General features: G+C 48.2%; 9 protein-coding genes. 1 reads left to right on the top strand and 8 read right to left on the bottom strand.

The annotated features are described in order from the left end of the window. The 7 genes from AB1S50_RS17435 to csrA all read right to left on the bottom strand — a co-directional run. Positions 1-723 (bottom strand): hypothetical protein (locus tag AB1S50_RS17435; RefSeq protein WP_455363762.1); only part of this gene is annotated, 723 nt, incomplete at its 3' end. 1,285 nt (positions 724-2,008) lie between these two features. Further along, entirely contained in the window at positions 2,009-2,797 is a 789-nt protein-coding gene (locus AB1S50_RS17430; protein WP_367152373.1) for a LytR/AlgR family response regulator transcription factor, read from the bottom strand. Beyond that, on the bottom strand, positions 2,794-3,918 hold the full coding sequence (locus AB1S50_RS17425; protein WP_367152372.1) for a sensor histidine kinase: 1,125 nt from the start codon (positions 3,916-3,918) through the stop codon (positions 2,794-2,796). The genes AB1S50_RS17430 and AB1S50_RS17425 overlap by 4 nt, the downstream gene beginning before the upstream one ends. A 59-nt stretch (positions 3,919-3,977) precedes the next feature. Then, positions 3,978-4,658, bottom strand: coding sequence for an ABC transporter ATP-binding protein (locus tag AB1S50_RS17420; protein WP_367152371.1), 681 nt, complete (start codon positions 4,656-4,658; stop codon positions 3,978-3,980). 15 nt (positions 4,659-4,673) lie between these two features. Then, the gene (locus tag AB1S50_RS17415) at positions 4,674-7,103 is read right to left on the bottom strand and encodes an ABC transporter permease (RefSeq protein ID WP_367152370.1); all 2,430 of its coding nucleotides are present in this window, start codon (positions 7,101-7,103) and stop codon (positions 4,674-4,676) included. Between the two features lie 13 nt (positions 7,104-7,116). Next, positions 7,117-8,310 carry an efflux RND transporter periplasmic adaptor subunit gene (locus tag AB1S50_RS17410; RefSeq protein WP_367152369.1) on the bottom strand — a complete coding sequence of 398 codons (1,194 nt, stop codon included), beginning with the start codon at positions 8,308-8,310 and terminating at the stop codon, positions 7,117-7,119. A 579-nt stretch (positions 8,311-8,889) separates the two neighbouring features. Beyond that, the gene (gene csrA / locus AB1S50_RS17405) at positions 8,890-9,078 is read right to left on the bottom strand and encodes a carbon storage regulator CsrA (protein ID WP_367152368.1); all 189 of its coding nucleotides are present in this window, start codon (positions 9,076-9,078) and stop codon (positions 8,890-8,892) included. 938 nt (positions 9,079-10,016) lie between these two features. On the opposite strand from csrA, the gene lldD reads away from it, so the two are divergent. After that, positions 10,017-11,156, top strand: coding sequence for an FMN-dependent L-lactate dehydrogenase LldD (gene lldD, locus AB1S50_RS17400; RefSeq protein ID WP_367152366.1), 1,140 nt, complete (start codon positions 10,017-10,019; stop codon positions 11,154-11,156). 158 nt (positions 11,157-11,314) lie between these two features. Here lldD and AB1S50_RS17395 read toward each other — a convergent pair whose 3' ends face one another. Next, positions 11,315-12,832 (bottom strand): carbon-nitrogen hydrolase family protein, encoded by a 1,518-nt coding sequence (locus tag AB1S50_RS17395; protein ID WP_367152365.1) that lies wholly within the window; start codon positions 12,830-12,832, stop codon positions 11,315-11,317. Between the last annotated feature and the right edge of the window lie 276 nt (positions 12,833-13,108).

The raw sequence follows: 13,108 nt of genomic DNA, 5'->3' as shown, positions 1-13,108 counted from the left end.
GCCGTTCTTGTCGTAGGCGATAGCCGTGTTCTGGGCGTTGTTGCCATCCACATCGATCAGGCGGCTCAGCTCGTCATAGCTGCGGCTGACAGAGCGCACCAGGGTGGTGCCGTCGGCGGCATAAATCTTTTCCTGCAGTACATTGCCGGCGGCATCCAACGTATATTCCATCCGCTCGCCCAGGGCATTCTCCACTGCGGTGAGGCGGCGGGCGTCGTCATATTCAAAACTGATGTCGGAGCCATCCGGGTAGGCGATATTGGTGACCTGGCCCACGGCATCGTAGGTGTAGCTGGTAACCCGATCACCAGCAGTCGCCTTGGCCGTGGCGGTTTTCAGCCAGCCGCGGGGGGTATAGGTGAAATGAATCTGCAGGCCATTGGCATCCTGCACCCTGAGAGGCCGGCCGGCGGCATCGTATTCGAGCACCGACTCCACCTGCCCCAGGGCATTGGTGGTGCTGGTGAGACGGTTGTTAGCATCATAGCCGTAGGTGGTGATGTCGGAGACATCGGTGCGCGGGCCGTTGGCGGTCTCCATCTTGCCCGCTGCGGTGTAGGTATAGGACCAGTTCTGTTGTGTGACAGCCGCGCTGGTGCCATGGGCCACCAGCAGACTCAGCGCCCCCGCGAGGACGGATTTGGTAAAGTGCATATCGATTCCTTGGAGTTCTTTTTGTAATTTGTAATCCATCAATAACAGGCTGTTTTTCTGTTCTCTCATTTATTTCCGGACTCTGGGAGTGGTCGCCAGGGCGATTGGCGCGCTGACTAGTGGCTCCAACTATCGTAAATAATTCTCAGTTACCGACTCCTTTGTAGAGACCTCGAGCGGGAGATTTAAGCTATTGTATAACTGGGTTGTGAATAGCCCTCCCAGCAAGTCTCACCGGTGTCATAGCTACTGGTATCTTAGCAATAGCTTTGGCGATCACACAGTTGGCCAAGGCTTCGCTGTGCACCAAGGTGATGCGTCTGGTACCGTTCAAATCCGCATAGCGGCGCTGGGCCCAATTGCTAAGGGCATCGGTCAGACAGTACATACAGGCATCCACATGGGTCGCATTGATTAGCTTGACACCACTGATAGCGTATGAGTACTCGACCCTCACAACTATCAACCCGGCAACCCAATAGATGATCCCACATCGATTGAAGCGGCCCTAAGGAAAGTGCGAAATTACGCGGAATGACGTGGATATTACGGGCTTGTACCGGCCTCCGCGCGGCTGTGGCACGTCCCTGTAACCACATTTGTCCGGCAATTAATTTAGTTGCCGGACAAATAATCCCATCAAATAATCGTTGGATTTGGTGGAGCCGGATTAGGTTAACTGAGATGGCCCAGATAAGCAAAAGCGCGAGAGCACTGGGTTCGTGGGGTTTTCAGGGGTTGCCTGGGGCAGCGATTTGGTGGCGGGGCGGGATGCGGGCGCTGTTCCCTAGCCCCGGTTGCTGAAGTTCAAAACCAGTTCCTGTAGGGACTTGCGGGCCTGGAGGAAACCAGTCACCAATGCGGGGTGACTATGAGTCATTTCCTTTCAATCCAATAGTATGAGAGTGGGCATTTACTTACGGTGATTTGATGGTTGTAGTGATGGATTATTTTCCGCCGGCCAGCAGGTGACTATTTTCTTCCGAACTGGTGGGCGGTCCCCAGTATTTTGTCGCTGGGGCATTCCCAAATGTAGTAAGGCAGCAAGCGATGCCACATTTAGCGATTTGGCTCGGTGGTGGAGCCATAACAGAGAGGCGAAATCCTCCCTTCAGACTACGAAAGCGTCCGAGGCCTCAACAAGGAGTTGGTTGTGGGCCGTTCCCGCAAGGTGCTCCCAATGACCCGACAGGCTTAGGGCCCATAACCGTTGCGGGACAGGAGCGTGAGCCAACCTAAAAGTAGGGGATATCGCCACAGCATATTTGGTGTGATTTATAGTGCGAAAGTTATCGATTTGATCCCTACGGATTCTTCCAGGAAAAATCCTGAGGAAATGACTGCTGAGGCCTGATTACAAAACAGAAGCGGGGTCCAAATACGCAAATAAAGTATCGCGATAGGAGCGGCTGAGTTTAAGTGTTGTGCCATCCTCGATTACTACTTCATAATCGCCAGAATCGAGACTCGTTAATTCGACAATGCTATCTACCTTCACAATCAGCGACCGATGGATTCGCTGAAAGCCAGCATTCTCGAGCCGTTTTTCCATATTGCGCATGGTATCGCGCAGTAAATGTTTTCGGTTGTGAGTATGTACAGTGACATAATCCCCTTTTGCTTCCACCCATTGGATGTCTTGCGGGCGGATAAAATAGACATGGCCATGAGAGCGCACAATAATTCGCTGTGAATTTTGGGTATCAACCTCATCAGATTCGGTGTTTAGCCCTTGTAGAAGATTATTGAGCTGCTGCGAATAATGCGTTATCTGTTTTTTCTTAATCTCACTACGTGCTCGGTTCAGGCTTTCGTGAAACAAGGTGGGATTTATTGGCTTCAACAGGTAATCAAGGGCATTGATCTGAAAAGCCGCAATAGCATACTGGTCATAAGCGGTCATAAAAATAACCAGTGGCATCTTGTCTGCACCCACCTCCTTGATAACATCAAAGCCGCTTTTACCAGGCATCTTGATATCAAGAAAAACCAGATCAGGCTGGTGGCTGTTAATAAAGGCTATTGTTTGTGCTGAATTTGAACACTCCCCTATGATTTCCATATCGCCCTGGGATTCAAGATGTAATTTTACACCATCACGGGCCAAAGGCTCGTCATCAACAATGAGAACTCTGATAGTCATTGCTTATGCTCCCTAAATTTCCTTATTGGCAGTTTCATCGTGACGGTTACACCCTTGCCAGGCTCTCCTTTCAGGTTGAACAAATGATCATTATCATAAAGTTGAATCAATCTTTGCCGCACATTCTCTATGCCAATCCCAGGATTGTAGTCCTTGCCTGCAAAATTGCAGCCCACGCCATCGTCGACAATCTGTATTAACAGAAAATCATCAATCAGTTCACATCTCAACATCAGTGTGCCTGATCGGATTTTCTCACCCAGACCATGAGTGATAGCGTTTTCGACCAGGGGTTGCAAAATCATCGACGGAACGGTGATAGACAGCGCATTGTCATCATTATCCATTATTACATTTAATCGTTCGCCAAAACGTGCTCTTTCAATAAACAGATATTGCTCGATAATATCTATTTCAGTCTTTAGCGGAACCCATTGAGTTTCTGACCTCTCCAGTGTCTGACGAAAAAAAGCTGACAATTTCTCCAGCAACGCAGCAGCTTGCTGTTTCTCTTCCTTGAGTATTAGTACCGATATGATATTCAATGTATTAAACAAAAAGTGAGGATTAATTTGCATGCGCAATGCGAGCAACTTTGACTCAGCTAATTGTCTTCTCAGGGTTTCGCTCTCCAATTCCTTTTCTTCAGCAAAATTATAAAAATTGCTTAAGTTCTGGCTGGCAACAAATATGGTATAAATAATAAAATGAAAAAGAAACAGGTAGTCACCAAACAAAAAATGGCCTATATGTTGCCACGGCTGGTAGCCTACCATTGACTCACTCATGGTTTCGAAAAAATGATAGTGATAACTGATCACAGAAGTCTGTAACAATGATAAAGCCATCAATATAACAAAATGCACTCCTATCATGGGTAACCAATTTGCAGGAGTAATGGGGTATCGCCTGGCCAAGTACAAAACCAGTGGGGATAATAGCGCCCAGGGAAACCACACCTTTATCATTAAATATGCGAGCTGAGCCACAGGGTTGGGCTGGTAATCGCGAATGGTTAACATTCCCGATAGCTGTGTCAGCACCACATAGCAGCCAAGACCTATTGCAAGGCAAAGCAGAATGACCGAAACCTGCCTATAGTTCTTTGCTTTTTCGCCCACCTGTTATCTTTCCTCGTTCATACCAATCGGAGTTACGCTGTTATAAATGGATAGGCATATTATTGCAATAACTGTCCGTCCAGCAGTTTAATAGTCCTTGTAGCCCTTTGTGCAAAGCGGGCATCGTGAGTCACCATACAAATGGTTGTGCCTTGCTGATTTAACTGATCCAGTAAATCCATGATTTCCTTGCCATTGGCAGAATCAAGGTTGCCAGTGGGCTCATCTGCCAAAAGGATGGAAGGATTAATAATCATTCCCCTTGCCACAGCGACCCTTTGCTGCTGTCCGCCCGATAATTGAGCGGGAAAGTGGTCCTTTCTGTGAGCCATATTGACCTGATCAAGTATCTCCATGACCCGTTGCTTTCGATTATTTTTTTTCACATTACTGTAGGTAAGGGGAAGTTCCACATTTTCGAAGATAGTCATATCGCCAATCAGGTTAAATGCCTGAAAGACAAACCCAACTTCCTTATTTCTCAATGCGGCTTTTTGATAAAGATCGAAGTGCTCAACTTTGTGTTGTTTTAAGTAATAGTTGCCTTTGGTCGCACCGTCGAGCAGTCCCAATATGGATAATAAGGTGGATTTGCCGCATCCGGATGGACCAGAGATAGAAACGTATTCCCCAGGATATATTTCGAGATCGAGATTGTGAATTGCGCGGGTCACCAAGCCATTGCTATTAAAGTAGCGGCATAAGGATTCCAATTTGATCAGGGGTTGTTTAGCATTCATATCAATTCCTTTATTTTATTCATTTCTTAGTGCTGAAGAAGGGTCGAGCTTGATCGCTCTTAAGGTTGGAGCGGTGACGGCCAAAATAGCTGCCACGACCAAAACCAATAAGATTGTCAGGTATATAAGCGGGCTAAAAGCGTTTGTTTGATACAAAAACGCCTGAAGCTTAGGGCCAACCAACCACATGCCAATCAGTCCAATGGAAATACCTGCTAGGATCATCCTAATGCTGTGTTTAAGCATCATCCGCATAATTGATTTAGGCGTTGCACCAACAGCAATACGTATTCCAATTTCCTTTAATCTCTGGCCTATGCTGTAGGACACTACACCGAAGATGCCTGACAAGGTGATAAGAAGCGACAGGAATCCAAACAAGCCCAATAAGCTGGCAATCAATGTGGGCGTAGCCAGCCAGTTTTCTTTTACATCAGACATCGACTGTATTGATGCAATCGCTTGCTGGGGGTCCAACAGGCCGACAATATTTATGATGGGGTCTCGTAATTCATAGGGTGAAATACGTGACTTAACCAACAACCTGACGCGGCCTGAAGGGGATTGCATGAAAGGAACATAAAATGCTATCCCTTCGGTTTGATCAAGTCCAGTGGATCTTACATCTGCCACCACCCCAATAATTTCGAGCCAGTTTTGCCCTCCATCAACAGACAGCCTCTCACCAAGGGGGCTGATATCAGGAAAAAACTGCTTTGCAAGGCTGCGATTGATTAATACCACACCAGGATTGTTTTCATCATCTGATGCGTTGAAATAGCGTCCCTGCAATAGAGAAATGCCGAGCAAGGAGTGAAACTGATGGGTAACGGAGACCACCCTTGCTCTTGGCCGCACCTCATCCCGATCCAGGTTTTGTCTTTGTGTCTCGAAATCAATCGGGCCAAGTACATTGGAAGCAAGGGGAAAACTGGCCGACACGCTGACTTGTTCACTATCCGGCAATGCGGATACCTCGCGCAGTAAATTGCGAGTGAAGTCGCGTACCTGTTGCCCGTTGGTGTAATTGCTGAAGTTAAGGTCCAGGTTCACCGCCAAAATATTTTCGGCGTTGAAGCCGGTTTCCTGGTTGCTGAGCTTGTACAGGCTCATGGTCACAAGGGCTGAGATGGTCAATATAACAAATGACAGGGCCATTTGAACCGTTAACAATCCACTTCGCCATTTTTGTCCTGTAACACTGGCAGTGACCTTATCCCCGCCCTCCTTCAGTGCGCTATTAATGTTTCTCCTGCTGAATGCCGCTGCGCTGCCACTGATCACTCCCGCAATTACAGATATAATAAGGGAAAAAAACAATACCATAGCATCCATTTTTACCTCACTGGCCAGGGGCGTATAATCCGCAGCAAAGTCAGATAAAAGTGTAAGCGTCGGGTAAGCTAGTAACAGGCCGGCGACTCCGCCAGCCAGGGCATATAAAATACTCTCGGTTAGCAATTGCTGTGCTATTCGCCCGGGGCTTGCACCAATCGCCTCGCGAATGGCGAGTTCCTGGCTGCGTGAAGAAGCCCTGGCCAGGTTTATATTGGCAACATTAGCGCTGGCAATCAGTACTACCAACCCTGAAATAATCAACAGTAGTATGAAAGTATTGGAAGAATCACCAATCATTTCAGTTTTTAACGATATCAAATTTGCACTGTAACCATTGCTGGTAGGGTAATCATCGGGGTATTGAGCCTGTAACTGCCCTGCAATAGTATTTACTTCCCCAGTTACCCTTTCCAGGTTCTGGCTCTCTTTGAGCTTTCCAAATAATGTCAACATACCCGGACGTCGATTGTTGATCATGCCCGTGCTGGAGCGAAATGGGCAGCTTGCGGCCGAAATATAGATGTCGTTATCGTCCGGGTAGGCCGGCATGGGTGGTAGAACACCTATCACTTTATGCACGGCATTATTCATTTCAAGGCTAAGGCCAATCACATCCTCTTTCCCGCCAAACTGCTCCTGCCAGTATCGGTGGGATAGCAAAATAAGAGGTTCGGAACCGGGCTCGTCTTCACCATAGACAAAATCACGCCCCAATATGGGCTTAACCCCCAGCATCTTAAAGAAATTCCAACTGACAACACCCGTCTGGACTCTTTTTGGCATGCCATCGCCTAAAAGAGTAAATTGCATGGAATGATATTCAACTAGGGTCTCCAGCCCCGTCGTTAATCTTCTGTAGTCAAAAAAGCTCTGTACGGATGAACCAAAGTCCATTCTATCCGCGACAGGTTGATGCTGTTGCAGGCGCAACAGTCTATCCCCCTCTGGATAGGGTAATGGTGCTAACATGACATGGTAAACCATACTAAAGATCGCGCTATTTGCGCCTATGCCTAAGGCAAATGTAATAACAATCAGGGCACTGATTGCCGGTTTTTTTATGGCAGCCCGCCAGGCGTATCCTATGTCTTGTAAAATACGGCTCATGATTATTCCTATATTATTGAAGGCTAAGCAAAGGGCTGTCATTGAATTGTGAAACATCAGAAACAATGACTTTGTCACCGGCCTTAAGTCCGTCAGTTACCTGGATTCGGTCAATCGAGCCACTGCCCAGGGTGACGGCGACCAACCTTGCCTGGCTTTCGCTTATCAGGTAGAGATTGTTATTACTGTTTTCCCGGCTCTGCACAGGTCTTCTGATTGTTAGTGCATTTCGTATACGCTCTATTTCTATTACGCCATTTACCCTTAAATCCGGCCTTGAACCGGTGAGGCCTGACTCATCAAAAATCACGTCTACCAAAACCACACCGTTTTGTACCGCGGGATCTATACGGCTTATGTGGCCAGTCGCACTATTTCCCCCGGCACTGACGACCACTTTCTGGCCCAATAACACATCTTTGACCAGGCTTTCCTGGACCCTCAGCTCGGCTTTGAGATCATCTTCCCGGGCCACCCTGGCCAAAACATCGCCTGTATTTATCTGCTGCCCCTGTTCCACCGGGACGAACTGTAGAACACCGGTTAATCCGGCTTTTACATTGAGATCATTTTTAAGGCTTTGCTGAAGCTTGAGTGCACTTCGCGCCTGGTTGACCTGGGCCTGTTTCGCCGCCAATTCGGCCAGCTGAAGTTCCTTTAGGTGTTGCAGACGTTTCTTTTCTATACGAAGCCGGGATTGGTATTGTTGTTGAAGCAATTTGGTTTCTTTGACATCCAAAGCGGATACTATCTGCAGGTCCTTTAGTGCTTCGTTGGCTTTGAGTCTGAAATCCGCGTTTTCGAACCTGGCCTGATAATCGTTTACCACCGCCTCCTGGGCCAGGGTGTCACTTTTAAGGCGTTTTCCCAGAGCATTGAATTCAGCCTGTGCGACCTCCAGGGCGTAAGTGGCCCTTTCCAGTTCCCGGGTCAGGGTCGGGTTCGAGAGCCGCATGATGATAGTGTCAACTTCCACTTTTGCGCCGGGATAGACAAGAATTTGCTCCACCCTTGCCCTGGAAGTGGCGGCAATCCAGCGAAATGTCTGGGGCTGCAATGTGCCCGGTGCGCGAATATCCCGAACGAATGGCCCGGTCCTGACACTGTCAATCACCAGTTCATTGATATTTGCGGTAATGGTGTCGGATCGACTGGCCAGGATTCCCCAGGCGGCGAGAACAATCACGGACAGTATTAATACAATCATGCCAAGTGGCTTTAAAACCACTTTGGGCGGTTTAGCCTGAGGTATATCCACTCCCAAAGCCCCCTTGTTGTGTTATTGCCACCATAAGGAATCGGGTTTTTACTTTCAGCAGCCAATCGGTAAAGCCCAGTTGGTTGCGGACAGGGCGCAGGGATACACGACTAAAGTGCCTTGTGGCGGCTATGGTTCCGGGGCGTATGGGCGCCAGCGTACTGGGGGGGCGGGTTTTGGGGACGAGTGGCAGGCTGCAAGCGGGCCGGCCCGGAGGGCCAGGCAGTTCGCCATTACCCTACTCGCTGGCGCTCAGAAAGGACACCTGGAGGTGGTAGAGCAAAACCCGTATCCCGGGCTGCCCGGGGGTATGGGCCGGTGGGAAAGGACCTCGCCAGCGGCGTATAGCTGCCGGCCTAGAGTGAAGAGATCAAGGGGGCAGGAGGCGGAATTGGCGTAGGGGCTGACCTCACTGTAGGGAGATCAGCCACCCGCTTCGCAGGGAATCAAGGCATCCAATGACAAGGAATAGGGCGCCAACACTTTACTGCGGCCCTATTTGTTACTGGTTATAAACAGGTCAATTATTCAACGACTTTCATTGTCCGACTCCCTTTCCTTCTGGATGCGCGCATAGATTTCCTCCCGATGCACGGGCAGGGATTTGGGGGCCTCTATGCCCACCCTGACCTGATTACCCGTCACACCCAATACTCTGACGGATACGTTTGTTCCAATTCTGAGGTTTTCGCCAATCCGGCGGGTTAAAACCAACATAGGCCTGTCCTTCTGGGTCGCAAACCATAGGGTGATGTCCCGCGATGGGGAAGCGCGGAAAGTGATGTTTAGGGGAAGTGCAGGGCGGTGCGCGGGAACGGTAGACGCAAAAGCAGAAAAGACGGACGCAACGCTCCCAGGACCTGGGAAATCGCTCCAACCTACTGTAACTGTTCCAGTTTATTGAAGACGAGCGGGCTTCTAGCGTATTATCCATATAGCCATTTTGATAGTCATAGTATCAATTTGGTTAGCTGGCCCCTGGTGTTCGTGCACCTTGGGTCAGCGCCTTTTCTCTATTCTCAGGTCACGCTACCGTTCTCCTGTTGCAGGGAGGAATCTGCTGGACATTGCCCGGGCCGTTTGGGGTTTTTTATTGTTGGTTGACAGAAACCTGCCCAATTACGGCCCGAAATGGCGAGCAATGCCTCTGAATATTACGCCGCTTTACCCTTAAAGAAAACCGAATACAATCCAATAAGATTATTTTGGTGCCTATATTTCCAGGCTCCTGCGCACAGAAAAAGCGAAATCTGCCCTGGTCTGCTAGGGCCTGTTCACACTAACCGAGATGACCCTGTTACTCGAAGGCCAATGGTCGCGCTTTTTAAGGCAAACATTCAGCGCACCGGCGATGGGTGCTATATAGTTAGGATCGGTTGACCTTGCCCATCTACAGACTGGGTTCGCTGGCATCCCGCTTATGGGTCAGCCGCGCAGTTTTGTTCCGGGCAAACTCAGGCCGGTGAGCACCCGCTGGACCCCTGCCCGGAGAAGCTACAAAAAAGAAGAAAAGGGCTGTAAACCAGAGTCGGTGTTTGCTTGCGATTGTGGCAGCACCAGCAGGTTTGTGGGCAGTAGCGGCCCCCTCTTTAAGATATGGAACATACTGGAGTATGCAAGAAAGGCTTGTATTAAAATTTTTACAGGATTGAAATATGATCATCTCTGCTCCCACCGACTACCGTGTCGCCGCCAAAGCGAAACTGCCTCCATTTCTTTTTCATTACATCGATGGTGGTTCTTACTGTGAGCATACATTAAAAAGAAATACGGAAGATTTAGCAGAGATTACGCTTAAACAGCGCGTATTAAAAAACATGGAAGCGCTAAGCCTTGAAACTGAGATTTTTGATGAAAAATTTGCTATGCCAATCGCACTTGCGCCGGTTGGCTTAACGGGCATGTATGCGCGCAGAGGTGAGGTGCAGGCGGCAAAGGGTGCGGAGAATAAAGGCATTCCATTTACTATGTCTACGGTTTCAGTCTGCCCGATAGAGGAAGTTGCCCCCAATCTCAAGCGTCCAATGTGGTTTCAGTTGTACGTTCTCAAAGACCGGGGTTTTATGAGAAATGTGTTAGAGCGCGCGAAAAAAGCCGGCGTTACCACTTTAGTATTTACCGTTGATATGCCTGTGCCGGGTGCCCGTTATCGCGACATGCACTCGGGTATGAGTGGACCCAATGCGGGTGCACGTCGAGTGTTCCAAGCCATGCGCCACCCCAGCTGGGCATTGGATGTAGGTTTGCTTGGTAAACCGCACGACCTGGGTAATATCTCTACCTATCGTGGGGAACCTACCAGTCTGGAAGATTATGTAGGGTGGATTGAGGAAAACTTCGATCCTTCAATTTCCTGGAAAGATCTGGAGTGGATTCGTGAATTCTGGGATGGCCCGATGATAATTAAAGGCATTCTGGATAAGCAGGATGCCAAAGATGCGGTGTCTTTTGGCGCAGATGGTATTGTGGTATCCAATCATGGTGGTCGCCAGCTCGACGGCGTTCTCTCCACGGCAAAGGCATTTCCCAGTATCGCCGATGCAGTCAAAGGCGATCTCAAGCTCTTTGTCGACTCGGGCATCAGAAGCGGCCTGGACGTGGTTCGCATGCTTGCACTGGGCGCGGACTGTACTCTGCTAGGACGCTCTTATCTCTATGCATTGGCTGCACAGGGCCAAATCGGCGTTGAAAAACTGCTCGACTTATACAAGCACGAGATGCGTGTCGCAATGACCCTGACGGGAGCTAAAAGTATTAGAGACTTGAATCGGGATTCACTGGTTAACTTTCGGTAATTTCTAAAGCTATTAGGCTCTCCTGCAAAAAACTTTCATTGAGATCTTCCATGTCCTAGCAGCCTGTTGAGGCAAGCCAGGGAGGGATTTTTCAGCAACCTGCTAGTGGATCTACACAAGAAGCGGCAGTTCCGCCCTTTGACAACTTTAATAGGTAGCTATGCACTAATGCCTGCAGGTTTGGTCTTAACCGCTTTATAAGATTTAGATTTCCTTTTAAACGCAGCTAAGTCTATGTCTGCGACATTTATTGAAATCTGATCTGTTCCATGAGAGTGAGATATGAGCCGATCATATTGTTCCCGGTAGGGTGCTTGTATCGTTGAGCCTCCAAATTCTCCCTTGTTTACCACCATAATGTGTTGATACATATGGTAGTTAAGCGCCGAGGCCATGGTGTCAAATGTGCGAACATCTTTATTGTGTGCGGAAATAATGAACAGGTCCGTTTTGTCAGTAAGATCAGACGCCAGTTTCAAGTCTGTTGCGTCGTAACAGATGGCTCCGCTAATATAAAACGGCCCTTCGCTATCTCCCTGCACTTCAATTATATGTTGGCATGGCCTATGGGCTTTGACTCCCAGGGGGGTCTCTTCTTTCATCGGGTTTTGCTTGCCTTGATCACGGATTACCCACTGTCTCCCAGTATCGCGATAGTCAGGGATAAACCACCTAGCTACATTTATTAGCTTGCCCTCATGGTCCTGGAACCCCATTCCAGCAAAAATGATTGCCCTGGTTTTGTCAGCAAGCTGCTTGATTAAGTCTTGATCATCAGGATGGACTGCTAGCTCAGGAAAAACGATTAAATCGGCTCCGGGATATTCAAGCTTATTTTCTGCGGCTAAGCTTGCTTTCAGAGTCTTGTAGGTGAGTTGGCAAACGCGAGATAAATGATCTCTATTCGCAGCGCGTAATGCAGGAGTGTCGAGTTTTGGGTCTGCTTTGCTAAAGTCGCTTGTTCGCGGTAATAGTTGCTGAACCGACACCAAACGGAAGCCTTTTGGGTTCTTTTCCTTAGGGCGCTCCACGCGAGTGATCAATGCTGGCGTGTCTACCGCTTCGCAATACCAGCGATCAAGAAATTTTTTCCTCTCTTTCAGAATTTCTTCAAATCCCTCTATAGAGTCAATTGCGGCGATGTCTTTATAGGATAAATAGGTAGACTCAAAACCAGGCCATTGTAGGCACTTCATTAAAAGCTCCGCTGACCAGCTTGATAGAGTGGCGAATTCCCCGACCAATGCCTCTGGGGCGTGCATCATCCCTATTCGCCGTTTATACCAGCCTGTACGTAGTCCTTTATAGTTTTGTACTTTTATTGGTTTCCAGCGGTTACCTGTGAAGTCTGCTACTCCTACTGCTGCTGATCTAAGTATGGACCCAATACTATAAATAACTTTTGCGTCATTTGTATTGTTTAACCAATTTGGAAGGGCGAATCGCGGGTCATTACATGAGGAGCCCTTAATTTCCTTGATTTCCAACCTTTGGTTCGGCTTCCATAGTTTTGACCACTGATCTCTCAGCAGTTTCTTTTTAATTACTATTTGGGATGGAGATATTGACTGAAATGTTTCTTTAGTCTGAAGTTCATAAATCAAGCTAAGAGCGAGCTTTATTAGCGCAGACTCATGTATAAAAGGATTGTCTCTTGTTGCGATTAACTTATCCAAGGTCGTGATGCTTGCCTTAATCTTGGTGGTTGGTGCTGGTTCTGCCCAGCGTATCTCTTCGATAACACTTTGACTTATAGTGGATTTCGATAGTCTCTTCCAGAGAATTTCCCAAAATGGACCCCCTCGGTTAGCTAGGGCCTGTTAACACTAATTAGCCGGTCAGCGATCAATGAAAAGTTGATGAAGAACTTAAAAACGACATCCAACTTATCAAATCGACTAAATATTCTTCGGAAACCTTTCAAGCGGCGAAACAGACGCTCTACTTCATTT

This window comes from Microbulbifer discodermiae (genome assembly GCF_040742695.1).
Lineage (GTDB): Bacteria > Pseudomonadota > Gammaproteobacteria > Pseudomonadales > Cellvibrionaceae > Microbulbifer.
This window is presented reverse-complemented; position numbering and strand designations above follow the sequence as displayed.

Bases quoted from the DNA above. Each gene is read 5' to 3' on its own strand.
- AB1S50_RS17420 (WP_367152371.1), bottom strand. From the start codon at position 4,658: ATGAATGCTAAACAACCCCTGATCAAATTGGAATCCTTATGCCGCTAC.
- csrA (WP_367152368.1), bottom strand. From the start codon at position 9,078: ATGTTGGTTTTAACCCGCCGGATTGGCGAAAACCTCAGAATTGGAACA.
- AB1S50_RS17410 (WP_367152369.1), bottom strand. From the start codon at position 8,310: ATGATTGTATTAATACTGTCCGTGATTGTTCTCGCCGCCTGGGGAATC.
- lldD (WP_367152366.1), top strand. From the start codon at position 10,017: ATGATCATCTCTGCTCCCACCGACTACCGTGTCGCCGCCAAAGCGAAA.
- AB1S50_RS17430 (WP_367152373.1), bottom strand. From the start codon at position 2,797: ATGACTATCAGAGTTCTCATTGTTGATGACGAGCCTTTGGCCCGTGAT.
- AB1S50_RS17415 (WP_367152370.1), bottom strand. From the start codon at position 7,103: ATGAGCCGTATTTTACAAGACATAGGATACGCCTGGCGGGCTGCCATA.